33 protein-coding genes are annotated in these 23,506 nt (G+C 46.7%); 27 read left to right on the forward strand and 6 right to left on the reverse strand.

Annotation, left to right across the window (positions count from 1 at the left end; genetic code table 11):
• Positions 1-108: 108 nt before the first annotated feature.
• Complete coding sequence (gene ppsA / locus MHM93_RS07740) at positions 109-2,484, forward strand: phosphoenolpyruvate synthase (RefSeq protein ID WP_239448572.1); 2,376 nt, start codon at positions 109-111, stop codon at positions 2,482-2,484.
• 38 nt (positions 2,485-2,522) lie between these two features.
• Here the strand turns inward: ppsA and MHM93_RS07745 are convergent, their stop codons facing one another.
• On the reverse strand, positions 2,523-2,735 hold the full coding sequence (locus MHM93_RS07745; RefSeq protein WP_138548230.1) for a PGPGW domain-containing protein: 213 nt from the start codon (positions 2,733-2,735) through the stop codon (positions 2,523-2,525).
• 151 nt (positions 2,736-2,886) lie between these two features.
• Between MHM93_RS07745 and MHM93_RS07750 the strand changes: the two genes are divergently transcribed.
• Positions 2,887-5,928, forward strand: a complete 3,042-nt coding sequence (locus tag MHM93_RS07750) for an FAD-binding and (Fe-S)-binding domain-containing protein (protein WP_239448573.1) — start codon at positions 2,887-2,889, stop codon at positions 5,926-5,928.
• On the opposite strand, the gene MHM93_RS07755 is transcribed toward MHM93_RS07750, so the two are convergent.
• Positions 5,925-7,112, reverse strand: coding sequence for a cation:proton antiporter (locus tag MHM93_RS07755; RefSeq protein ID WP_239448574.1), 1,188 nt, complete (start codon positions 7,110-7,112; stop codon positions 5,925-5,927). The two genes, MHM93_RS07750 and MHM93_RS07755, sit on opposite strands and share 4 nt — an antisense overlap.
• Before the next feature lie 11 nt (positions 7,113-7,123).
• Positions 7,124-8,335 (reverse strand): tyrosine-type recombinase/integrase, encoded by a 1,212-nt coding sequence (locus MHM93_RS07760; RefSeq protein WP_239448575.1) that lies wholly within the window; start codon positions 8,333-8,335, stop codon positions 7,124-7,126.
• An 87-nt stretch (positions 8,336-8,422) separates the two neighbouring features.
• Here MHM93_RS07760 and MHM93_RS07765 point away from each other — a divergent pair, with 87 nt between their 5' ends.
• On the forward strand, positions 8,423-8,992 hold the full coding sequence (locus MHM93_RS07765; RefSeq protein WP_239448576.1) for a YSC84-related protein: 570 nt from the start codon (positions 8,423-8,425) through the stop codon (positions 8,990-8,992).
• Positions 8,993-9,118: 126 nt separating this feature from the next.
• Here MHM93_RS07765 and MHM93_RS07770 read toward each other — a convergent pair whose 3' ends face one another.
• Positions 9,119-9,433, reverse strand: a complete 315-nt coding sequence (locus MHM93_RS07770) for a hypothetical protein (RefSeq protein WP_239448577.1) — start codon at positions 9,431-9,433, stop codon at positions 9,119-9,121.
• 89 nt (positions 9,434-9,522) lie between these two features.
• Here MHM93_RS07770 and MHM93_RS07775 point away from each other — a divergent pair, with 89 nt between their 5' ends.
• The 19 genes from MHM93_RS07775 (at position 9,523) to MHM93_RS07860 (ending at position 19,855) form a co-directional block, all read left to right on the forward strand.
• Positions 9,523-9,738, forward strand: a complete 216-nt coding sequence (locus tag MHM93_RS07775; RefSeq protein ID WP_239448578.1) for a hypothetical protein — start codon at positions 9,523-9,525, stop codon at positions 9,736-9,738.
• Positions 9,738-9,944: a hypothetical protein gene (locus tag MHM93_RS07780; protein WP_239448579.1), complete on the forward strand. Its 207-nt coding sequence runs from the start codon at positions 9,738-9,740 to the stop codon at positions 9,942-9,944. The genes MHM93_RS07775 and MHM93_RS07780 overlap by 1 nt, the downstream gene beginning before the upstream one ends.
• The gene (locus MHM93_RS07785; RefSeq protein WP_239448580.1) at positions 9,937-12,156 is read left to right on the forward strand and encodes a replication endonuclease; all 2,220 of its coding nucleotides are present in this window, start codon (positions 9,937-9,939) and stop codon (positions 12,154-12,156) included. The genes MHM93_RS07780 and MHM93_RS07785 overlap by 8 nt, the downstream gene beginning before the upstream one ends.
• Positions 12,157-12,396: 240 nt before the next feature.
• Complete coding sequence (locus tag MHM93_RS07790; RefSeq protein ID WP_239448581.1) at positions 12,397-12,843, forward strand: hypothetical protein; 447 nt, start codon at positions 12,397-12,399, stop codon at positions 12,841-12,843.
• Positions 12,843-13,376, forward strand: a complete 534-nt coding sequence (locus MHM93_RS07795) for a hypothetical protein (protein ID WP_239448582.1) — start codon at positions 12,843-12,845, stop codon at positions 13,374-13,376. The genes MHM93_RS07790 and MHM93_RS07795 overlap by 1 nt, the downstream gene beginning before the upstream one ends.
• Entirely contained in the window at positions 13,373-14,035 is a 663-nt protein-coding gene (locus MHM93_RS07800) for a hypothetical protein (protein WP_239448583.1), read from the forward strand. Before MHM93_RS07795 ends, MHM93_RS07800 begins: the two co-directional genes overlap by 4 nt.
• A gap of 346 nt (positions 14,036-14,381) precedes the next feature.
• Positions 14,382-15,221, forward strand: a complete 840-nt coding sequence (locus tag MHM93_RS07805; protein WP_239448584.1) for a major capsid protein P2 — start codon at positions 14,382-14,384, stop codon at positions 15,219-15,221.
• Between the two features lie 9 nt (positions 15,222-15,230).
• Positions 15,231-15,533 (forward strand): hypothetical protein, encoded by a 303-nt coding sequence (locus tag MHM93_RS07810; protein WP_239448585.1) that lies wholly within the window; start codon positions 15,231-15,233, stop codon positions 15,531-15,533.
• A 9-nt stretch (positions 15,534-15,542) separates the two neighbouring features.
• On the forward strand, positions 15,543-15,680 hold the full coding sequence (locus tag MHM93_RS07815; RefSeq protein WP_239448586.1) for a hypothetical protein: 138 nt from the start codon (positions 15,543-15,545) through the stop codon (positions 15,678-15,680).
• Positions 15,677-15,856, forward strand: a complete 180-nt coding sequence (locus MHM93_RS07820; protein WP_239448587.1) for a hypothetical protein — start codon at positions 15,677-15,679, stop codon at positions 15,854-15,856. Before MHM93_RS07815 ends, MHM93_RS07820 begins: the two co-directional genes overlap by 4 nt.
• Positions 15,853-16,224: a hypothetical protein gene (locus tag MHM93_RS07825; RefSeq protein ID WP_239448588.1), complete on the forward strand. Its 372-nt coding sequence runs from the start codon at positions 15,853-15,855 to the stop codon at positions 16,222-16,224. Before MHM93_RS07820 ends, MHM93_RS07825 begins: the two co-directional genes overlap by 4 nt.
• Positions 16,221-16,352 (forward strand): hypothetical protein, encoded by a 132-nt coding sequence (locus tag MHM93_RS19375; protein ID WP_275444172.1) that lies wholly within the window; start codon positions 16,221-16,223, stop codon positions 16,350-16,352. The genes MHM93_RS07825 and MHM93_RS19375 overlap by 4 nt, the downstream gene beginning before the upstream one ends.
• Before the next feature lie 11 nt (positions 16,353-16,363).
• The gene (locus MHM93_RS07830) at positions 16,364-17,158 is read left to right on the forward strand and encodes a hypothetical protein (RefSeq protein ID WP_239448589.1); all 795 of its coding nucleotides are present in this window, start codon (positions 16,364-16,366) and stop codon (positions 17,156-17,158) included.
• Positions 17,158-17,805: a hypothetical protein gene (locus tag MHM93_RS07835; RefSeq protein ID WP_239448590.1), complete on the forward strand. Its 648-nt coding sequence runs from the start codon at positions 17,158-17,160 to the stop codon at positions 17,803-17,805. The genes MHM93_RS07830 and MHM93_RS07835 overlap by 1 nt, the downstream gene beginning before the upstream one ends.
• A complete protein-coding gene (locus tag MHM93_RS07840) occupies positions 17,802-18,425 on the forward strand; it encodes a hypothetical protein (RefSeq protein ID WP_239448591.1) in 624 nt (207 codons plus the stop codon). Before MHM93_RS07835 ends, MHM93_RS07840 begins: the two co-directional genes overlap by 4 nt.
• A gap of 3 nt (positions 18,426-18,428) precedes the next feature.
• Positions 18,429-18,734, forward strand: a complete 306-nt coding sequence (locus MHM93_RS07845; protein WP_239448592.1) for a hypothetical protein — start codon at positions 18,429-18,431, stop codon at positions 18,732-18,734.
• The gene (locus MHM93_RS07850) at positions 18,724-19,179 is read left to right on the forward strand and encodes a hypothetical protein (protein ID WP_239448593.1); all 456 of its coding nucleotides are present in this window, start codon (positions 18,724-18,726) and stop codon (positions 19,177-19,179) included. The genes MHM93_RS07845 and MHM93_RS07850 overlap by 11 nt, the downstream gene beginning before the upstream one ends.
• 104 nt (positions 19,180-19,283) lie before the next feature.
• On the forward strand, positions 19,284-19,445 hold the full coding sequence (locus MHM93_RS07855; protein ID WP_239448594.1) for a hypothetical protein: 162 nt from the start codon (positions 19,284-19,286) through the stop codon (positions 19,443-19,445).
• Positions 19,442-19,855 (forward strand): hypothetical protein, encoded by a 414-nt coding sequence (locus MHM93_RS07860; protein ID WP_239448595.1) that lies wholly within the window; start codon positions 19,442-19,444, stop codon positions 19,853-19,855. The genes MHM93_RS07855 and MHM93_RS07860 overlap by 4 nt, the downstream gene beginning before the upstream one ends.
• 31 nt (positions 19,856-19,886) lie before the next feature.
• On the opposite strand, the gene MHM93_RS07865 is transcribed toward MHM93_RS07860, so the two are convergent.
• Positions 19,887-20,372 carry a DUF3653 domain-containing protein gene (locus MHM93_RS07865; RefSeq protein ID WP_239448596.1) on the reverse strand — a complete coding sequence of 162 codons (486 nt, stop codon included), beginning with the start codon at positions 20,370-20,372 and terminating at the stop codon, positions 19,887-19,889.
• 223 nt (positions 20,373-20,595) lie between these two features.
• A complete protein-coding gene (locus MHM93_RS07870; protein WP_239448597.1) occupies positions 20,596-20,853 on the reverse strand; it encodes a hypothetical protein in 258 nt (85 codons plus the stop codon).
• A 143-nt stretch (positions 20,854-20,996) separates the two neighbouring features.
• On the opposite strand from MHM93_RS07870, the gene MHM93_RS07875 reads away from it, so the two are divergent.
• The 5 genes from MHM93_RS07875 (at position 20,997) to MHM93_RS07895 (ending at position 23,399) form a co-directional block, all read left to right on the forward strand.
• Positions 20,997-21,398: a hypothetical protein gene (locus MHM93_RS07875; protein WP_151174239.1), complete on the forward strand. Its 402-nt coding sequence runs from the start codon at positions 20,997-20,999 to the stop codon at positions 21,396-21,398.
• Between the two features lie 144 nt (positions 21,399-21,542).
• Positions 21,543-22,679 carry a phage/plasmid replication protein, II/X family gene (locus MHM93_RS07880; RefSeq protein WP_239448598.1) on the forward strand — a complete coding sequence of 379 codons (1,137 nt, stop codon included), beginning with the start codon at positions 21,543-21,545 and terminating at the stop codon, positions 22,677-22,679.
• Between the two features lie 16 nt (positions 22,680-22,695).
• On the forward strand, positions 22,696-23,037 hold the full coding sequence (locus tag MHM93_RS07885; RefSeq protein WP_022946880.1) for a DNA-binding protein: 342 nt from the start codon (positions 22,696-22,698) through the stop codon (positions 23,035-23,037).
• 3 nt (positions 23,038-23,040) lie between these two features.
• Positions 23,041-23,259, forward strand: coding sequence for a hypothetical protein (locus tag MHM93_RS07890; RefSeq protein ID WP_239448599.1), 219 nt, complete (start codon positions 23,041-23,043; stop codon positions 23,257-23,259).
• Positions 23,259-23,399, forward strand: coding sequence for a hypothetical protein (locus tag MHM93_RS07895; RefSeq protein ID WP_239448600.1), 141 nt, complete (start codon positions 23,259-23,261; stop codon positions 23,397-23,399). The genes MHM93_RS07890 and MHM93_RS07895 overlap by 1 nt, the downstream gene beginning before the upstream one ends.
• The last annotated feature ends 107 nt before the right edge of the window (positions 23,400-23,506 follow it).

Here is a 23,506-nt window from a genome sequence, read left to right on the forward strand (position 1 = left end):
CCGGTACACGGTTTACGCATCAGTGGTTGCCAGTGTAGAATGTTAGCGCCTCATTTAAAAGGTCGCGTTTGCGGCCAAACTTACAATTTGTTTTTTGGAGAAAGTTCCGTGCAAGAATACGTTCTCTGGTATCAAGATCTTGGTATGCAAGATGTGCCAAGGGTTGGAGGCAAAAACGCCTCACTTGGTGAGATGATTTCCAACCTGGCGAACGCGGGCGTGCAAGTGCCTGGCGGTTTCGCAACAACCGCATCAGCATTTAACGAGTTTCTTGAGCAATCTGGATTGAATGCTCGCATCCACGACGCACTAGACAAACTAGACGTTGAAGATGTAAATGAATTAGCCAAAGTTGGCGCCGAAATCCGTCAGTGGATTATCGACACCCCTTTCCAAGCCTCCTTGGACCAAGCTATCCGTGACGCTTACGCGCAATTACACGGTGACCCAGCTCAAGACGTATCATTCGCAGTTCGCTCGTCAGCCACTGCAGAAGACATGCCCGACGCCTCCTTCGCGGGCCAGCAAGAAACTTTCCTTAACGTGCGCGGCATCGATTCAGTAATGACCGCTATCAAACACGTATTCGCTTCTTTATTTAACGACCGTGCTATTTCATATCGCGTGCACCAAGGCTACGACCACAAAGGTGTGGCGTTATCGGCCGGTATTCAACGTATGGTGCGCTCAGATAAAGCAGCGTCTGGCGTTATGTTCAGCATTGATACCGAATCAGGCTTTGAAGATGTGGTGTTCGTGACTTCAAGTTATGGCTTGGGCGAAATGGTCGTACAAGGCGCGGTAAATCCAGATGAGTTTTATGTTCATAAGCCAACCTTAGCCAATGGTAAGCCTGCGGTCGTGCGCCGTAATATCGGCTCAAAAGCTATCCAGATGGTTTACTCAAGCGATGAAAGCCATGGCAAGCAGGTAGAAATTGTTGATATCGATCCGGCATTATCCAACACCTTCTCAATCACCGATGAAGAAGTGATGGAACTTGCCAAGCAGGCTGTCATCATCGAGAAGCACTACGGTCGTCCTATGGATATTGAATGGGCGAAAGACGGCAACGACGGTAAGCTATACATCGTTCAAGCTCGTCCAGAAACTGTGCGCTCAAACGAAGATGCTAATGTCATGGAGCGCTTCCAATTGAAAGGCCAAGCGCCGGTGATCGCTGAAGGACGTGCAATTGGCCATAAAATTGGGGCCGGGGTAGTGCGTGTTCTCAATTCAATTGATGAAATGGATAAAGTGCAGCAAGGCGATATTCTTGTCACCGATATGACAGACCCTGATTGGGAACCTATCATGAAGAGGGCTGCGGCTATCGTTACCAACCGAGGTGGGCGTACTTGTCATGCAGCCATCATAGCGCGTGAACTTGGTATCCCGGCAGTAGTAGGCTGTGGTAACGCCACAGATCTTATTACGGCAAACCAAGAAGTAACGGTATCATGTGCTGAAGGCGATACAGGTTATATCTATCAAGGTCAACTTGAGTATGATGTACTCACATCTCGGGTAGACGAGATGCCTGAATTGCCAATGAAGATAATGATGAACGTGGGTAATCCAGACCGTGCGTTTGATTTTGCCCGTTTACCTCACGCTGGCGTCGGTCTCGCTCGCTTAGAGTTTATTATTAATCGCATGATCGGTGTTCACCCTAAAGCGCTGTTGAATTTTGATGCTCAGTCTAGCGAATTGCAGGCTGAAATTAACGATATCATTGCTGGTTATGAATCTCCTCGCGAGTTTTACATCGCTAAACTAGTAGAGGGTATCGCTACCTTAGGTTGTGCTTTTGCACCCCAACGCGTCATCGTTCGTATGTCGGACTTTAAGTCTAACGAATATGCAAACCTAGTTGGCGGCCAGCAATACGAGCCAGACGAAGAAAACCCAATGATTGGTTTCCGTGGTGCTTCACGTTATGTGAGTGAAGATTTCCGCGACTGCTTCGCTCTTGAGTGTGAAGCAATCAAGCGTGTTCGTATCGACATGGGTTTAACCAATGTTGAGATCATGATTCCTTTTGTTCGCACAGTGGACGAGGGCAAACGCGTTATCGAATTACTGGAGGAGCACGGCTTAAAACGCGGTGATAACGGCCTCAAAGTAATTATGATGTGTGAATTACCTTCAAATGCTCTGCTAGCTGAGGAATTCTTAGAGCACTTTGATGGTTTTTCAATTGGTTCTAATGACCTAACCCAACTCAGCCTCGGCCTTGATAGAGATTCAGGTTTAATCGCGCACTTGTTCGATGAACGTGACCCAGCTGTTAAAAAGCTACTTTCTATGGCGATAAAAACAGCCAAAGCAAAAGGCAAATATGTGGGTATTTGTGGTCAAGGCCCTTCAGATCATGAAGACTTTGCCGCATGGCTAGTGCAAGAGGGTATCGACTCTGTATCGTTAAACCCGGATACGGTGCTAGAAACCTGGCTATACCTAGCAGAGAAGCTTAAAGGCTAATCTGACAAGATAAAGGGCGAGTTTTTCGCCCTTTATTGTTATCGCTTCGCTAGTTTTCTATCTAACAGCTGACACCCTTTGCTCAGGGTACTTTGGCAATAACGTAAATATTTTCGAGCCCCTGGGTAATGTACCGCAAGTAGCGTTAAACCTATTAAGAAGAAAATGACTGAGGGCCCTGGTACCACAGCAAACACTACCCCCAGTACAAAACAGAGCGCGGCAGCTAAGTTCATTATCACCTTTTTCATCTGTTTTTCCTAAATATAAAGTATTGATCTTACCTTAGCAGGAAAGCGTATGAACAGGCATTCCAATTTGTAACAATCTGTACATTCTTCAATTTAGAACTGGTCGCATCATGGTATAATGTGCGCGTCCGTCACCAAGAACAATTCCAGCATGATAGCAAAGTTAACTGTAGAGCAAGTCAGTTCCGAGCTGGTACTGCATTACCTAAAAACTATTAAAAAAGAAGGCTTCAGCGGAGAAGTCGATGCCACTTATGGCACGCGATTGCTTGCTGCAACCGACAACAGTGTGTATCAGCAAATACCGCAAGGCGTGATCTTTCCAAAAACGAACAAAGATATTCAACTAGCCCTCAATATCGCCTCGCATGATCCGTTTCTTGAACTTACGTTTGGCCCGCGCGGCGGTGGCACTGGTACTAATGGTCAGTCATTAACACCAGGCATCGTTATCGATTTATCTCGTCATATGCAGCAGATAATCGAAATCAATGAACAAGAAGGGTGGGTACGGGTGCAAGCCGGCGTCATTAAAGACCAACTTAATGACTTTTTGCGTCCTTATGGATACTTTTTTGCGCCTGATTTGTCGACCAGTAATCGCGCCACTATAGGTGGGATGATCAACACTGATGCGTCAGGCCAGGGCAGCTTAGTCTACGGTAAAACCTCTGACCATACGTTAGCAATAAAGGCTTTTTTGGCCGATGGCAGCGAGCTGGAAACACAGCGTATTAGTCGCGAAAAGGCCGAGTTGATTGCCGAGCAAGACACCTCTGTTGGCAAGCTATATAAAACGGCCCTTGATGTAAGCGTTGGCAACCGCGAGCAAATTCTTAAAAAATTCCCACGACTCAACCGCTTTTTAACCGGATACGATCTTGAACATGTGCTTAGCGATGACATGTCTGAGTTCGACCTCGGTCGGTTGATCACCGGCTCCGAAGGTTCATTGGCAATTGTCAGTGAAGCAAAACTCACTATTACTCCCATCGCTAAGTTCAAAACGCTGATTAATATTAAATACGATAGTTTTGACTCAGCACTGCGCAACTCCTCATTTTTGGTAGATGCCGAAGCGACGTCCGTAGAGACGGTCGACAGCAAAGTGCTTAATTTAGCGCGTGAAGACATTATTTGGCATTCAGTATCGGACTTAATTACAGATGTACCCGGCCAAGACATGCAAGGGCTGAACATGGTCGAGTTTAATGCCGAACGCAAAGAAGATATGCGCGATAAAATAGACGCCTTATGCGCTAAGCTCGATAGATTAATTGCCAACAAAGACGCTGGCGTTATCGGCTATCAGCTCACTGATGATGTCTCGGAGATTCAGAAAATTTACGCGATGCGTAAAAAATCAGTCGGCTTGTTAGGCAACACCAAAGGCAAGCAAAAGCCATTAGCCTTTGCTGAAGATACCGCCGTACCGCCAGAAAACTTAGCTGATTTTATCGCTGAATTTAGAGCATTACTTGATAGCCACAATTTACACTACGGCATGTTTGGTCATGTCGATGCCGGTGTTTTACATGTTCGACCCGCGTTAGATATGTGTGACCCTGAACAAGAAAAAACATTGCGCACGATTTCAGACCAAGTCGTTGCATTAACCGCTAAGTATGGTGGATTGATGTGGGGAGAACACGGTAAAGGCTATCGCAGTGAATATGGCCCCGAATTTTTTGGTGAGCAGCTATTCAATGAATTACGACGTATCAAAGCCGCATTCGACCCTCACAATAAAATGAACCCAGGGAAAATTTGTACGCCCCTTGAGTCAAATGATCAATTAGTGAGTGTGGATGACAAAAAGCGCGGTTGGTTTGATAGACAAATTGATGTCGCGGTGCGTGATAGTTTTGATACCAGCATGAACTGTAACGGTAACGGCTTATGCTTTAATTATGATGCAGGCTCACCGATGTGCCCATCTTATAAGGCCACGGGTGATCGACGCTTTTCGCCAAAAGGTCGCGCAGGATTAATGCGTGAATGGTTAAGGTTACAAAGCGAGCAGGGCGTTGACTTATTGCAAGAAGAAAAAGCCATATCTAAAAAAGAAGGGCCCACATGGTGGGAACGCTTTTTAAATTCAAAAGCAAAGCGCAGTGGCGAGTATGACTTTTCTCATGAAGTGAAGCAGTCAATGGATGAGTGCTTAGCATGTAAAGCGTGTACAACTGCATGCCCGATCAAAGTCGATGTGCCTACATTCCGCGCGCGCTTTTTAAATTATTACTACAGCCTGTATAACCGGCCAGCAAAAGATTATTTAGTAGCAAGTATTGAGCAAACTGCGCCACTATTGGCTAAATTCTCGAGCGTAACAGCCCCTGTTATGCAATCGAACCTTGTTCAAAAAGCGATTAAAGCGACTTTAGGTTATGTAAATACGCCTACACCAAGTCACCCAAATTTAGCCAAACGTACGCAACAGTTGCGCAAGTTTGATTTACAATACCTTAATTCCTTAGATGCGCAGCAAAAACGCGACTATGTGTTGATAGTGCAAGACCCATTCACAAGCTTTTATGAAGCAGAACTTGTTGAAAGCTTCGTTAAAGTGGCACAAGCTTTAGGCAAACAGCCAATTTTGTTGCCGTTCAAGCCTAATGGTAAACCGCAACACGTAAAAGGTTTTTTAGCCAAATTCGCGAAAACCGCTAAAACCTCAGCCGACTTTTTAAATCAGGTCAGTGAACTCGGTATCCCAATGGTCGGGCTAGATGCCTCCCTTGTGTTATGTTACCGCGATGAATATGCCACTATCTTGGGTGACAACCGAGGTGATTTTGAAGTCCTCGTTGCCCATGAATGGCTGGAAGATCAACCGTTTAAGCAGACAGTATTTGAACCAACACCTGCTTATACTTTGCTCAGTCATTGCAGTGAAACAACTTCTCTTCCACACAGCGCCAATGTTTGGCAGGGGATATTTTCTCGTGTTGGCTTACTACTTAAGCCTCAGGCAACAGGGTGTTGTGGCATGGCAGGGACTTACGGCCATGAAGTACAAAACCAAGAGAACAGCCGTACTTTATATGAATTGAGTTGGCAACAACCCGTTCAGCACACTGATCCTTCGCGGTTATTAGCAACGGGATTCTCATGCCGTAGCCAAGTAAAACGGTACGCGCAATTTAAGCCCAAGCACCCAATAGAGGTGCTAGCGAATGTGCTTAGTTAATTTCTATTTTTATAGGAATTAGTAATCGGGCGAGTGGTGATCCCATGAATGAAGACACTCATCAAAATGGTGAGTGTCGCGAGCTCTGCTAAGCCATTTTCAGTAGACTCTAACACCATGAGCGTAAATACAATGGATGCCAGCCCCCTTGGACCAAACCAAGCAAGCGTAAACTTTTCTTTTAATGACAGTTCGTTAAAAGGAATTAAGCTCAACATCACCGGGACCACACGTACTAAGGTTGCAGCTAAGAATGCAAATAATACTTTATAGATATTTAGATCTATTGTTTGAAGTTGGATGAATGCATATGCACCGAATAAACACCAGATAAGATAGGCAAAGAAGTCTGCGATATGCTCACTGTCTTCTATTAGTTTTTCATCATCGTCGGCACGATAAAATTTATCAAAAACCAAACCACCAACAAATGCCGCAACAAAGCCACTGCCGCCAAAGAGTTGGGCGAGGGTGAACACGCTGACAGCAACCGACAAAACTAAAAATGGACTCGATGATTTCTCAAAGTAATGGCGAGTGGCGCTTAGCTGAGTAAGCTTTAATGCCCCATAGGTAACACTGACACCAACAATGAGTGCGACACCTATTTCTTCAATGAGAAATGTAAGCATCGTCGCCGCACCTTGAAACTCACCATGCTGCCAAGAAAGAAACAAGAATAAAAATATAGGAACGCACATCCCATCGTTAAGACCGCTTTCCACATTGATCGCTTCACGTATTTTTTCTGGAACTCTTTGCGATTCGAGCAAGCCTTTACTAAGCGCAGCGTCTGTAGGTGTTAAGATGATGGCCAATAAGGCCAAGGCAATAATGTGCATGTGTGGAAAAAGTAAATACCCCAAAGCAAACGTAGAAAAAAAGGTTATCGGTAAAGCAACGAACAAAAGCATTAAAGGATACTTGAATTGCGACTTTAGTACATTAATACGCGTCTTAGCTGCATCAGTAAACAGAAATACCGCAAGTGTCAATTCAACTAATGGTAATAGCGCGCTCAATGGCTGATCCACTTTCATTGCATCACTAAATGCCCACGCAAGCGCGGCACCGACAATAACAAAATACATTGGGCCAGTTAATTCAGCCCGAGCCAATCTACGAAAGCTAACTGAGTAAATAAAAAATGCTAAGCCCAGGGCTGCTGCCAATTGATATTCCATAAATGCAGTTCCTAAAGTTTACGTTTAACACCCGATTTAGCGCGCTCTTTTATATTCGTTTGAATATAAATTTGATCCGTGGTCGCAATTTTTGCGTGACCTAAATCTTCGGAAAGATGCTTGAGCGGCCTTGAAGCAGCATCGTGAGTTGCCCCGGTATGGCGTAGCCAATGAGCAGTTGCTGCTTGTAGCTTTTCCGCTTCTTCAGTGAAGCCATCGGCCACCAGCGCTGAGCTAGCCAATTCAAAACTTTGCGCAACAAGGCGGCGAATTTGTCTAACCGTCATACCACCTTTACCTCGAATTTTGTGAATAAGTGGGTAGGGCTCATCAACACGGGGGAGGGCACTTAACCCCCTATACAAACGGTAGCGTTTTAAATACGCAATAAAATCTTGGCTTAACGTAACATCACGGAGTTTATTACCTTTGCCCATAACACGCAAAAACCAAAAGCCATCAGCGTCCTGCCAAAAATGCGACATAACAGGAGACCAATTAGTACGCTCAGACAACTCAGAGATCCTTAAATACAGGCCTTTCAAACAGGCTAAAGTAAAAAGATTACGTTCTAGATCAGGGTGATCCTGGCATTGCTCTTCGGTTACACGCAGTACATATTCCCACTGCAAATCACTGAGAGTATCCGGTTGATTGATTTGCGACTGAACAACTAAATAGGGGCAGTTCTTTTTAACTACTGGGACAAAGTTCGCGAATGCTTGCTCTTCTAAAATAGCAAATTTATAAAATACATTAAGTGCTGTAAAAGTGGCATTTAAACTTTGTTGCGATGGCTTTGTCTCACGTGCTATAAACGGTCGCCATTTTTCATTGGCTTTACGTAAACCTTGATGCTGTTTAAAGCGCCATTGCACCGAGTCGGAACACCAGGCTTTATCTGGTTCAACAACAAAATCAATGTAGTGCTCAATATCTTCTCGTTTCAAAGAAAACAAAGAACATGTTTTGCTAAACCAAGTCCACAAAGCAAAGCGTTCTATCTCATTACGAAACCGAGTAAAAGTGGCATCTGACTTTCGACCGTATACGTATAAAAACCGGTAGATAAACAGCAAGTCTTGTTTAACTTCAGCAACGTTTAATCTTTGTTGAGCTATAAATGCAGCAAGTTCAGGGTATTCGCTGTGCAACGTATCATCTTCAAGATGCGCTATTTGATAGCGAAGTTGTTTAAAGGTATCGACTAGTGGCGTAGGCATACTGACAACTGGACTACAATAATATAAGGCATAGCTTACCATAAAGTCCGATACTGTCTAGTATTGGACATAAAGAAGGGGTTTTAAATGAGACTGTCGAAATCGGTGCTAACGTATTCTTTTATTTTCACTTTGTTCGCGGTGCTGACTGGATGTGCAAGCACTGGCACGCCAGCGCAAAAACGACAAGTAGTTCAAGATATGCGCAGTGATACTCTTAATCGCCTTTATGACCAGAAGCCGGATGTTCGTAATCAACTAACCTCTGCAGCAGGTTACGCCGTATTTGATAATGCCAATGTGAACGTGATCTTTGCAAGTTTTGGCGGTGGCTATGGTGTTGCAAAAAATAATCGCACCGGTGAATGGACCTATATGAAAATGGGTGAAGCCGGGCTAGGGTTAGGCTTAGGAGTTAAAGATTTTAATGTGGTTATGGTGTTTCATACCGAAGATGCACTCAATTATTTCATTAAGAATGGTTGGGCATTTGGTGGTAACGCCGATGCTGCTGCAAAGCATAAAACTGAAGGTGGAGCCGTTGCCGCTGAAGCCCAAGTTGGCGATGTGACTATTTATTCCATGACTGAAACAGGATTAGCTCTGCAAGCAGTTCTAAAAGGAACCAAGTTTTGGAAAGATGACGAGTTAAATTAAAATCAAGTCCTTTCGGCTCACGGAACAGTGAGCCATTCGCCTTCGAATTATGAAAACGCCCCTCAAATAACAGCTCTTCCTCTTTAAATAAACAGGGTCTATCTTAAGAAATTTCACTATAATAAGTTATTTAACATAACATAAATTAGAAAAGCCAAAATTCGCTACAGGCCGCGCCAGTGCTGCAAGTCCCGTTAATGGTTCCGACAAAATGTCGGGGGTAAAAATTGCTTTCAAGGGTTCGGGGTGCTCACCCGTCACAAGTATGACGAGTATCTTATCGTCTGAAAATTCGACCTTCCCGTTTCTGACTTCGCTTAACATCTGTCTAGACATACAAAGTAGTTTTGCCGCCATGTAGTCGGAGTCAATATCCGCAACGCTTTTAAACCAATCTAGCAGTTCAGCCGAAGTTGTTATTTTTTCCACTTTTATGCTCATTTTTAAAATTCCCTTTTTGCATTGTAGTCGTAGTACGCACGGTATGCACTACGCCATACCGAGTTGACACGATGACTGAGGAATGAATGATGACCGACTACACCAACACCAGTGAGTTAACTACTGACCAAAGTCACTGGGATTATCAGCGCGCAAAAGCAGCACAGCTAAAGCTTGAAATTCGCAACCAAATAGCCGCCAAGCGCAGCCAAGAAGCCGCAAACCAAACTCAAGAAACACCAGTCAAAAGCCAGCTGCGCCAACGTGCGATTAATGAGCTATTCCAAAGTGCGAGGGTTATCTGATGGAATTAGAGTTGATATTGAAAATATTTGAAAGGCTTTACAGGAAGGCAGCAACCGGAATTTTCAAAGGGTTACCACCTAAACATTCGCAAGTGGAGCTCATGGCAAATGCAATTGATGTATTTCACGAAAGGGGATACCACGCCGCAGCGCATCGTCTTGATGAAAAAATGTGTGAATGGTGTGAGCTGTTAATAGATGCGTAGTTTACCCATTGCATGGGAGTCAAATGGCTCAGACAAGTTAAAACCTATTTGCATTACTGCCCCAGCACCCCATTGCTGGGGCCGCTTTGGTTTTGACAAGCAAGCAGAATACATTAAAGAGCAGCTAAAGCGCGTACCAAGTAACTTTTTACGCCGCAAGTTAGCGCATCAAGTAGCCGCACGTTTCAACTCTGAGACAGCGAAAAACCCAATTCGAAGCGCGAATATACACTTGCGCGAAACCATCAAGCGTATTGATGAAATCGTTACCCGGTCACCACTAACGGCGCGCGAACTATCAGACCGCAAACGCCGCAAAGACAAAGCCAAGCAACTGGCTACTATCTGCAATCAAATCGGCTTGCTTGATGCGCTTTACAATATCGACTCAGACAAAGCCGCTGAATTGCTCATTCACTATTATGGTGAAATGGCCGCTTTTACCCAAGGGCAAGGCGTGACCCCGCCACAATGGGCGCTTTACGAGTCATTCAAAAACCCAAATTCGCAAACCAAATTAGACAAAATCGAAGTGGCAGACCGACTCGGTATCGCTATCAATCGCATGACCTGTGCGCAGTGGTGGGAACTTAAACTACAGCGCTTAAGAGATACCACGCTAGAGCACCTAAATATCAGCATGGGCCTTGTTAAAAAAGGGGTGAGCGCCTACGCCAGCAAGCAAGCTATCCAAGAGTTTAAGCACAGCAAAAAGCAGCAGCGCGAGTGGTTGGATTCAATGCAAATTGAAAGCGAATGCGGACAAATTGCAGACCTAAAAGCTGTGTTCGAAAAGACGCTATCAAACCCTGATTTGCGCCGCATTGAAATGATAGTGAGAGCGCGCGGCTTTAAAGAGTATGCGGAATCACAAGGCATGGTGTCTGCAATGTACACCATCACCGCCCCAAGCAAGTATCACGCGGCTAGCCACAAATACAACAACGCCACGCCGAAAGAAACGCAAGCCTATCTAGTTGGGCAGTGGGCAAAGATGCGCGCAACACTCGCCAAAGAGGGTGTGCCCGTATTTGGTGTGCGTGTGACCGAGCCGCATCACGACGCCACGCCACACTGGCACTTACTTCTATTTATGCGCCCTGATGATAAGGCGTTGACGGACTCGGTTTTGCGCCGCTTTGCGTTTCAGGATGATGGGGATGAAGCAGGGGCAAGTGAGCACAGGTTTACGATTGAAAATATCGACCCCAAGATAGGGTGCGCTGTCTCGTACCTAATTAAATACATATCAAAAAATATCAATGCAAAACATCTTGATGGAGAGAAAGACCATGAAACAGGCGATAACTTTACCGCTGAAAATGGCGTTATTCATAATGTGGGTGCTTGGGCTAGCCGTTGGCGCATTCGCCAATTTCAGTTTATCGGTGGGCCAAGCATTGGCTTATGGCGTGAGTTTCGACGCGTTAAACCTGAAAGCGCAGCGCGACTACCAGAAGCAGCAGCACAAGCATACGCTCATGCTAATAACTCACGCTTTGCGGCGTTTATTGAATCCTTGGGTGGCGCGTTTGCGCGCCGTAAAGACCGTCCTTTTCAACTTTCTACTGTCATCACGGGAGAGAATCAGTACGGCGACAGCACCAAGCGATTAGAAGGGATTAGCTTCACCGAAAATAAAACCAACTACCTTATTTCAACGCGTGCAACGCGTTGGGCTCTTAAGAAGCGTGACAGCGCTTCGCCTTGGAGCACTGAAAATAACTGTAACTCACCGCAAAATGATTGGCAGATCTCCCCCGGTGAGAAGCTAAACCCCATCACTTTTATCCCGCCTGAAGTCAGAAAACCGATTTTGAGCGGGGCCACTTACACAGAAATAGACGAAGCACGACACACAATAACCGAATACCAAATTAACGGCGGTTCGCTGGTGTCTGAGTCGTTTAACTATCAAACATTATTGAAACCGGAAATTAGCGAAATGAACAGAACCCTAAAAGAACTTAACGAAGGCATGGCGCAGCTTGAGGAATTGAAAGAAGCCTACGACCAATCAGGCATGTTGCAAAAGCCTAAGGTGCTGGAAAAAATCGGCATTAAAAGCTTAGATATGGCGAAGAAACAAACGCAAATCGCCAACGAGCAAGAGCGACTTATAAGCCACTTGCGCACTAAAATGGCATCACTGCAATTTGTAGTTGATAACTTAGAGCGCCTTGATGCGGAGCGTTGCAATGGGGCAGCTTAAAACAAACCTAAATCTGGCTGAGTGTCGCAACCTCATTGTGTCGTCAATCATAGTGGGCACAACGATTTACCTTCTCGCCTTCGCTGAGGGTAGAAGTCTTAGCAAAGCGATTGCCGAATGCGCCAATACAGGCGAGGTAGTGCGCTATGTTGACGGGCAAAAAATAATGCTTTCCTGCGCCGCATACAAGGCAGAGCCTGATTTTGTGGAGCGTTTTAAACGAATCAACAAGGGGGAGCTATGAAAACCGAACCCAAAAACGGGGGAACCGTCCCCCTGCGCACAAGTAAAAACCCAGTTGTTGGCGTGGTTGTTTGTCAAAGTTGCGGCGGCGCTTGCTCGGTACACCAATCAAAAGGCAAACGGGCCGCATTGCTTTACACCATCTGCGATAACTGCGGGACCGACCAGCGAACAGGTGCGCCAATACAAGAATATTGGCGCTCAACGATGCAGCCTACGCTTGAGGCGCTAGCGGAAAACGCGCCCGCTAAACCGGAGGTGAAGCCAGAGAAAACCGAACCCGAACAACCGCCCGAAGCCGCGCCAACTGCGGCTCAAACCGAAAACACGCCAGCGCCGGAAATTAAGCCGGAGCCGGAACCAAAACAAACCGAAAAAGGCAAACCAATCACGGCCATTATTTTTGGCTTAGTGTTTGGTGGCATTTGTGGAGCAGCAGCATAATGAGCAACAAACCAGAAAATACCGAGATTGAAACCGAGCAAACCGAAAAGATAGACGAGAGCCAAGCCGCACAGGTAGCGGCCTCGCTGGATGAATTCGACAAGGACGAAGGCTTGGGAGACTACGACCCCGCCGAAGCCGAAAAAGCCGAAAAAGAAGCCGAAGAAAAAGCCAAAGCCGAAGCCGAACAGGCCGAAATGGACGACCAAGCCGCCCAGTTTAGCGCGGTGATGGCTATCAATACCTACGAGTCAACAATTCAAATGCTTGTGGGTAGTCAGTTCAAGTTATCCGAAACCGAAAAGCAAAAGGCGGTGGACGCTTACGGCCCTGTCATCAAAAAATACGGCCCCGCCGCAATGGGTTGGTTTGCGCAGTGGAAAGATGAAATCATGGCAAGCGTTGTCACGGGCTCGATTATCATGAATACGGTTCGCCAAGTGAAAAACATAAAAGCCGAAAAAGCCGCGAATCAGCCAAAGGCTGAACCCAAGCAGGGCAAAGAGAAACCGCGCCAAAAGGTGGCCGCATGATGAAGCCAATCAACCCAAATAACGCGCTGGATAATGAGCACTGCTTGTATGTCGCGGGTTCGGGTGGCGGCAAGACAACGGCGGTTAAAAAGTTCGGGCGCATCAAAGGGACTGACCAAGTGGTATTTTGGGACCCGCACCAAGATTACGACACAATCCAGCAGCGCAAAGTGCGCCGATACAAAACATTTAAGGCATTCTTTGCAGCCCTGCGCGCAGCTCGTGCCACTAAGCGCGGGTTCAAAATTGCACTGACTGTGCCGGAGTCGCGCAAAAACTTTCTCAAGTTCTGCGAAGTGGTAAAAGGGTTCGGCGATGGTCTGCACGCTAAGCGCTTGCATGTGGTAATAGAAGAATTGCCACAAGTCACCGAATCAGTCGGCAAAGAGGTTGGTGCATACGGGTGGCTATTGACGGTAGGCCGTAAATTTGGGTTTATTGTTCACTCAGTTGCTCAGCGTGTCGTGGAAATATCCAAAACGGCGGTATCGCAAAGCGTTTACAAATGGGTGGGGGTGCAGTTCTCACGCAACGATGCTAAGCGTATGAGCGATGAAACAGACGTGCCATTGAGTGACATTTTAAACCTAAACCCGCTGGAGTATTACTTCAAATCACCCAACGCGGGCAACTTTAAAAAGGGCCGCTTAACCTTCTAACCACACTAAACCGCCTTAAGGCGGTTTTTTTACGCCTAAATAAACCTATAGGTTCCGCCGTTTGACCTAAACCGAACCGCTTCTGTATCACTTTAAATCGTTAACAACACAAACGCACAAACACAGGGCGCAAACATGAACAAACAATTTTTATATGGAGCAGGCGCGGCGGTGGCGGCGTTTGTTGTCGTTAAAACAGCAAAACATTTTTTAACTAAAGGTAAGCAAAGCGATGAAGAAACAGGACATTAAAGCAGCGGGTATCGCGTTAGTTGTAGCCGCACTGGTGGTATACGCATCTAACAACGTGGATTTTGTAGAAGACCTAATCGGTTAAGGGGATAGCATGCAATTACAACGCTTCAATCCATTATGGCGAAAGATGCGCAGCGCCGAAGGTGTTGCCGCTGGTCAGGTCGGTCACATTGAAATTGTGGGCGGCTCAACCATTCACGAAATTGAGCTAGCAACCAACATTACTAACCCTGCTCACTTAAAAAAAGTAACGCTCGAAATTGACGGTGTTGCAGTGGTGTCGTACACGGGTCAATGGCTCAAAGATAAAGAAACCTATGCAAACCGCTTTAAGCAGCCCGGTCGCTACAAAATCCGCTTTAGCGATTTAACCTACCGCAGCCGCGAAGGTGTACGCTCGGGTGAGTTGGTGACATTCAGTCATGAGCAGATTTTCCTAAAAATCGAAGTTGATAGCGCATTTGTTGATGCTGAGGGCGCACCGAAGCCTGTCACAATCAATGGGCGCACAGCGGTTACAGCAGGCCAAGCGGTTCGCCACTTCATGCCGCGCGTGTATGAAACCACATTTGATGCGTCCGCATCCGGTATCAATGATTTAATTTGGAAGAACGGCGGGCCGAATCGCAAAATTCGCCGCATCCATTTCCGCACGGCTGATTTAGGCAAAATCAATATCTATCGCGATGCGCGACTAATCCATGAAGAAACCAAAGCGGACGCCGACTTTGACATTAAAGAAAACGGCTTGATGCCCATTGAAGGTGTCTATACGTTCGACCCGACTAAACAGGGTTTTGGCTGGGATGGGCTTTTCGGCACTCACGGGCAAGAACTTAAGTTTGAATTAGACATGGCGAATGCTGGCTCGGTTCGCATGTTGGTTGAAATGATGGAACAAGTTGCGCCACTGAACGCCCAAGCGGCATAAGGGGGTGCAATGGATTGGTTCGATGATTTAACGGGCAGTGTTGGCAGTTGGTGGGAGCAAAATGGCGAATCAATCACCGAGGGGGCGGGCGATTTTATCGGCGGCTTACTCGGTGGGGATGATGAGCCGCAAAGCCAGTTTGACGACTCAGGCCTAAGCCACGGTAACAGCGGCGGCGACCCTGTCGTCAGTGTACCAGTAAACACACAACAGCAAAGCGGGCAGTGGCTAGCAGGGGTTGATAATAAGCTAGTGATTGCGGGCGGTGTTGTGCTGGTGCTCGGTGTCGCGCTCATTGCGTCCAAAGGCTAAGGGGGTTGTATGCCAATCGTCTATGCAGTGGGAGCCATTGCCGCTTTATTCGGCGGCGCATGGTTTCTGCAAAACGCAACTAAGGCCATTTTTGCACTGGTAATCGCGCTGGGCGCATGGGTTTACTTTGGAGGGTCATTATCATGATGCCATCCGGTGGAATCAGCGGCAGCGGGGGCCATGCCTCAGCTACCAATGGCGACCAAAGCGGCGGCAATAGCGGCTTTGGTAATGTCTCATTTGGCGGCGCGCAAACTAACTGGATGATGTTTGGCCTAGCGGGCGCGGCCTTGCTTGTTTTATTTCTGATGGTGAAGAAATGATAAAGCGACTTAACCACGCCAGCGCCGAGCACCAGCGCAAGTTAAACCGCGCGCTCAAATCAGGCCGGAACGAGGTATACAAAGAGTTAGCACAGGGCCGCGCGGCCTTGTGGCAGCTTGTAACCTCAAAGGCCAATTTACTGTTTATCACTCGCCGAGAAGGCAGCGAATTAGTGTTCGTTGCACTCGCGGGGAGTGGCCTATTTTACGCGGTCAACGCGCTATTGCGTTTTTCTAAGCGCACAGGTGCGCATACCGTACGTTTTCACACTCGCCACCCTGAAAAGCTCGAAGCACTCAGCAAGTTGCCGTTTAAGTTTGCGGGCCGCAGCGGGAGCGAGTCTATTTATCGGATGAAATTACTATGAACGATAAGCAATACAAAAAGCGCCAGCGGCGTATGCGTAAGAACAACCGCCGCAAAGGCGTGGCGTTAGACCCTGCCGTGCTAATTATTAAAAAGCCGCCTGTCATCCCAGTTAGCCGCGACTTTTAAGGGGGTGATGTATGGGCGGTAAATCAAGCTCAAGGCAAGACCAGCGCAGCACGAATACGCAAACGTCCATCAATAACACGGGCGAATACGCGGGCAACTCCGGCACGATTAATCACGATGAATCGCGCCACGAGTACGACATTGATGCAAGCGACAATCGCAGGTGGGACATTGACAATAGCGTCACCAATGATGGGGATTTTGCCGGAAATACGGGTAATGTCACCATCTTAGACGGAGGTGCGATTGAGGGTGCATTTAACTTTGCGGGCGATGCGCTGGACGCAAACAGCGATGCACTAGAAGGTGCATTTGAGTTTGGCGGCAAGGCCATTGATGCAAACAGCGAAGTAAGTCAAAGCGCGATTGATGCAGCAAACAAGGCTGCGGAGATTGCCCGAGACAGCACAAAAAACGCACTTGAAGGAATGGCTGAGAGCCAAGACAACGCATTTAATTTTGGGCGCGAATCATTGAGCACGGTTCGCAGCGTCCAAAGTGGTGCGATTGACTCAATAGAAAGTGCGCAAAACGCATTCAGCGAACACCTGGGCGAAACAACGGGTGACTTTATCCAGGCGTTCGGGCAGTCGAATCAGTCTATGAATAATGCCATTGGGCAAATCATGGGTGATGCACAGCAGCAAAGCCAAGAACAGCTAGCCACCGTGGCCGAGCTTGCCAAAAACACCGCGCTTGCGGGTCAGGATATTGTCGCAGAGCAGGGCGGCAAGATGGTTAAGTATATGGCCTTTGCGTTTGTGGGATTGGGCTTGGCGTTCTTTGCATTAAAGGGGGCGAAATAATGCCTGTTATTACTATTCCGGCGGGCGAAACCCGCCCTTTTGCGAACACTAAGCGCTTTTTAAATGTGCTGGATTTATCCGGCCCAACGCTAATTAAAAGCCCTTATGATGAATGGGAGCAAACAATTAAACAGGGCTGGACGCTTGATTTACAAGGCGTAAACCAGTTTGTTATTGAGAACCCAAGTAATGCGGCGCTCACTGTGGAAATTGAAAGCTCACCGTTCCCTATTCAGGGCGGTGCGGCTGAGGGTGTCGAAATCACCAATACACCAACAATCAAGCGCATTGAGGAAGCTATCCAAGTGAACGCGCAGGCCACCGTGGAAAATGGCAAGATGACCATTCGCAGCGGTGCGGGGGTGGTGGCGCATGGCGATATAGAAGTTCAGCCATTGCAGCGCGTGAAAGTGCTCAGCGCGGACGCAGCAAGCCTAGGGCGCAGCGTGACCATTGCCAATGTATCGGCCTCACTAACACAGCTGCGCTTGGGAGCAGATAACACGGTGAGCGAGCAAAAAGGCTTGCCGCTGTACGGCTCAAGTGATGCGCCTGCATCGTTTGAAGTGGACACGCTCGGCGAGCTGTACGTTTACAACGCCAGCAACAATGTCGCGCATGTGTCTGTGTTGGAGGTGACGCGATGAGCTTAAGCAATCCAATCAATATAAACGCGCTATTAGCGGCGAGCTTTGCCAGTTTGGAGCAAGGGCAAACCACCAAAAAAGATGCGCTAAGCGCTGAGCTTGCAAATATTGATACGGCAATTCAAGCGCTGATTGCACAAAAGGCCGCAGAGAATGGCGGCGATATTGTTGCGGCCCGTGATGCTGTGTTGGCGGGTATCGGTGATTTGCAAATAGCAATGAGTGAGCAGCAAACGCAGATTGACGCATCCCTATCAAGCGTTCCCAGCGCATACAAAGCAAGCCTGCAGCAAACAATAAGTACAAGCGGCGCGGTTAACACACTGTTTGCGCGCCCAACCTCTGCAACTGAAATTGTGCTTTTAAGTCGCACAGGCCGAGGAATGATTCACCAGTTGCGCACAACCTTTGCAGCGGTTTTTCGTTTAACACTTGATGGTGTTGTCGTGCTCGACAAAACAGGGTCGCAAAATAGCAATATTGAGGGGAGTGTGATTGGTGGTGCTGAGGGGTTGCCGCCGCTTGAGTATTCACAGTCTATCGAGCTTGTCGCGGCGATGGGGGCGAATGTCACAAACGCCGTCGCCGAGGTGAGCGGTAATCATTTTATTTTGGAGTAACCCATGTTTGATGATTCAATACATGAGCGTGTAGAGGGTGGCTATCAACTAAAGCCTGTCATGCCGGCCATTCGAAAAATCACGAAAGGCGCTTTTCGTCGGCGCTTAACGTTTGATGAAAAAGTGGCAATCAAAGAAAGTGCAGACCCAGCGGTTAAAGTGCTAGAGGAGGACTTGCTAGCGTCTAGCTTTGTTGATTTAGATTTTCAGCCGTTATCAAGCGGTCTGGATTATCTAATTGGTGTCGGCATTCTCGCGCCTGAGCGCAAAGCGCAGCTTTTGCAGGATGGGACGCCGGATGAGCAGTAAATACTTAATTCCGATTGCCTTAGCCGTTGCGGCGGCGCTGGTACTCACCAGTAGCGCCGCACCGCTGAATGTGCGCAATAACAACCCGTTAAACGTGCGCGATAATCCCGCCAACGATTGGCAAGGGCAAATAGGCGCGCGCCAAGGGTTCGCGCGGTTCAGGTCAGTTGATTATGGGTTTCGTGCAGCGTATATCACGCTGCAAACATACCGCACCAAGCACGGGGCGGACACAATAGACACCATTGTCAGGCGGTGGGCACCGCCTAGCGAAAACCACACACAAAATTACATTAATTACGTTAGCCAGCGCGTGAATCTATCGCCGTTTGCGCCCTTGGAGCCACAGCACTACCCATTACTGATAGATGCAATGGCCGATATGGAAGGGCCGAACAATTGGACGCTGGCTGATGTGCAACAAGGGGTTAATTTAGCCTTATGATTAACAAAAAAGCCGTACTGAGCACCGTTGTTGGCGGTGTTGCCGCCGCGCTAATCGTGGCTTACCTAAAGCGCAACACTGCGCTATTTGACGAGGGTTAGAACATGGATGACCGTCTGATAATGATGTTAGTCGCGCTGGTTGTCTCTAATGTCCTATCCGTTGTGGTGGCCACCGCTATCAATCGGACGGATATTAAGTGGCTTAAACTCACTTTAACTGAGCTTAAAGAGGAAATGAAAAGCATACGGGAGCGCCCTTCATGAGTCTTAAAAGTATCTTTGGGTTTATATCCGCGCCACTAACACAGTACATGAAAAACCGCGCCGACAAGGCGCAAGCTAAGCACAACCGCGAAATGGCCGTGATTAATAACGGCGCGCGGCTGGCAAGAAACAAGCAAAGCCACAACCATGAATGGGAAATGGAAGCGCTACGCGGCAAAGACCGCTTTTTGCAGTGGTTTTCGTTTTCAATGCTAACAGGGCCAATTTTAATCACGATGATAAAACCCGAACGCGGCGCGGAGATATTCACAAACCTTGAAAGTGTGCCTGAATGGTGGGTGCAAATATGGGTGGCCGTAAACGGTGCGATTTGGGGTATATCAAGCTTAAAAACCGTGGGGCCGCAAATAGTGCAAAACATCAAAGCGGCTTGGAAAAGCGCAAAATAAAAAAAAGACCCACCAAGCGGTGGGCCAAAACCTAAGCGCGTTCGCGCTCTATATCCTTAAATACACGTATCATGGCTTCAAGCCGGAGCTTGTCGGACATTTCAACTAATTCGTGACCCATTTCCTTAAGCCGTTCGCGAGTATCAACCAACTTTTCTAACGCGGCAATTTCCGCTTTTAGATTAACAACTTGGCTTTCATATATGCGAGAAGCGCGCACAATAAAATCAAGCTTATTGATGTAACTCGCGTCATAGCTGTGACCGCGCGGAGTCCATAATTTACCGTTGCGACAAATAGAAAACCCGTTCCACGCACCCGACTGGGGAATGTAGCCCGCAATACGCTGCTCTAACATCGCCACAGCTCTAGGGCATGGCTCAGCACCCGCAAGCCAGCGCTCTAGTGTTCGCTCACTTTTGATGTGCAAAAAGACCATTGCTGCCTTACGGTCTAATTTGCCTGTGCGGTGAAAACCCGCGCGCCATAGTAACGCTTTAAAATCCTGTTTGGTCATGTTCCCAATTTCCTTAACCTTTATTGTTGATTCCGCGATTCCTGCGCGAAAGATGCAACACGGTTATGATTTTTTTAGATTGGTAAACCGAAACACAATCTATAAAAACGAATGAAAGCTTAAACGGGAAAACTTATAAAAATGAGCAGTTTACAGGGAATTTAAACGCTGTCATTAATTGGCGACAAATTGTCGGGGGTGAGCCTTTTTAACATAACATAAATTAGAGCTCCTCATAAACGCTTTTTTCTTCTTCTGATTTTGATTTTTCGATACCGAGGTTAACGATCACTTCCTGTTTGTTCAGATCTAATTGGTCAGCAATGAACAAAGCTTGTTCAGCAGTAAAGCACCGCTTTTCTTTCTTAATCTCATACAAGGCGCCCTTGTTTAACTTGGGTATATCCATAATCGCTTGTTTATCTTGAGAGTAATTTTTTTGTTCTTTGTACATATTAAACAGTTCGAAACTGTAACTCATTTTACGTCCTAGCCCTTGTTTTTACTGACTTCTCCATTCTAGTCCACATTTTTGTAGATTTACATCTTGACAGTACACAGAACTGTACCCTAACGTATAAAAGGTACATAAATGTGTACTGGGAATCACAAGGAGTCACCACCATGACAATCGACCAAATTTTAAAGCAGTCAAAAAGCAGCTTTGGGAATATCTGGATCAACAACTCGATACTTGGCCAACACACCATAGGCACGAACGCTTATCACATGTTGGCACTATCGATTAAACAAGAACGCGCGACCATCGAAAAATTGCGCGTCCTGTTTTTGCCCAACGTTAGTAACGCCGAACTGCAAAACGTCATTTTCAATTTGGACAAAGAAATTAATTCATTCACTCACGCTCACCCAAACCATTTAGATATGTCGGGATATCACTCGCTTATTGGCACATTGGAATTTTTTGGGCAAGAATGGTTAAATCGAAACGATTCCAACCTTAAGCCCCCTGCTTGTGATTCCCGTCATTACTCAAACTTTGAGTATGCAGGGGGCGCTTTATGATCCTTCCAGGCTTAGTCGAAGATAAACACATTTTAGTTTTTTGTATTGATTGCGGTACTCACATAGAAGTTTGGGATTTAAATACTGAATATTCCGGCATTGGCCTATGCCCTGATTGCGACTCCACTAACTTGGAGTTTTGCGATGATTGATTGGCTGACCGCAGTTATTCCAGTTCGCCACCGATATATAAACAACGGTCACATTATTTCGGTTGATCGTTTTGGCGAGGAAGAATGGCACACCCATAAACGTAATACGTGTCGCGGTTCGTTCGAATCTGCAATTCAGATTTGCAGTAATGACATAACCGAATGCCACCAATTTGCGCAAAATCTGTTTATCGATGGGAACCCAACCAAGTTCCTCCAAGGCCACAACGTAGCAGGCACAGATGATGTTTGCCTGCTGGCCTTTCTTACTGTTAACGCCATTTTTCAGCAATTCGAACTGTACGACATTGCATATCAAGATGGTGAATATACGCCCGTTCGCTTTTCTCATGGCCATGCAATTGTGATTAATGAGTTCACCGAACGCAGCATTAAAAACGGCAATTTTTCTATTAAGAAAATAGATATTAACTACATGTTTGAATTAGAAAATCAAAACGATGTAGACGCTTATATTGATGCCTGCGCAGAGAAAACGAGAACCCGTCATGGCCGTGCTTTAAATAGCAAAGGCACAGTATATTGGGGTAAGCATTCCCGCCGATGGGCTATTAAACTTTACAGTAAATATAATGAATTATTACGCGGTGGTAAGGGCCATACACTTCCCCAAGAACTAATCAACAGCCCATTACTGGATTACTGCCGCGCCAAACTTCGCTTTGAACTCCGACTCATGAAAACGGAACTACGTAAACTTGCCTTGGCGTTTTTCGATGCCGAAGAGTTCAAAGCATCCTTCTTTAACACCCCCGTCACTGATGACGAAGGCAATACATTTAACCTGACACCAGAGTCACTATTTAACCGCTACATAGCGAGAATCGACATGAATGCACAAGTTCCAATTACTGGACGAAAGTCCCTGCAACTACCAACAAAGGTACGTGGCACATACGAGTTATGGCGCACTGGCCACAACGTGAGAGACATTATTTCGCGCCCTACTTTCTATCGACACAGAAAAGAACTCGCTCAATTCGGTATCGATATTAGCTTACCTCCTGCCAACGCAGACGAGCATAAATCAGAGGTTGTGCCTCTGGTGCGCATCCTTGAAGCGCGCCCCGCTTCTACCTCAGAAATCCAAGAATACTTAATCAACTAAGACGGGAGTCAGAACCATGAACCAATTACGTTTCGGAACCAACTTCACAGGTATTTGTAAGGGCATTAAACAAGTGCCTAAAACCAATAAGAAAACAGGCGAAATGTACAACGAGATCTTTGTAGGCATCGCTATCCCCAAAGCCAACGGCTTTGAGGGCGAAGAATCAATCTTTGATATTCAGATTGGTAAAAAGGCACAGGAAGTTGGCATGCCTGGCATCTTAGCCGAGGCCCAAGGAAAAACCGTAACTGTTCCTATCTTTGAGCGCCATCGCTGCTGGAAAGATCGCGTTTATACCAACACCTACCTAGGTACTCAAGAGCCTAAAGACATTGTGATTAACGATAAGGCCTAACCCATGGACTTAACAAACCTAACACAACAAGAAATAGATTCCATCGTTAACGCGCTGTTCTTGACCGTTATTGGCGGCGTGATGGTGGCCCTTGTTGCTTACGACTTGTTGTTCTCATTCTGTCGTTTTGTTGCTAGGTGCCTTGGCTTACGTTCCCAGCCTAAGAGCAACGTTCGCTTAGCCAATTCAAACGAACAGATGTTTGGCGACAAGGACGATTAATGGAAACCGTGAATATAAACCCTGAGCAAATACAGCAACTCATTGAGGCGGTTTACTACCTTGCCCGCTGTATTTTCTATTCAACGATGTGCATTTGTCTTTGCTTAGGGTTCAACGCTTGGGAGTCATCAGCGAAATGATTGAGCTGTCCGAGTTTATCTCATTTTGCATTGGAGCTTATGCCATTGGCTGGAGCTGCACTGCAATTTTGTACGTCTTCCGCCGAATAGCGTGGATGGCAACTTAA

Origin of the sequence: Pseudoalteromonas sp. MM17-2 (genome assembly GCF_022347945.1) — a bacterium.
GTDB lineage: Bacteria > Pseudomonadota > Gammaproteobacteria > Enterobacterales > Alteromonadaceae > Pseudoalteromonas > Pseudoalteromonas ruthenica.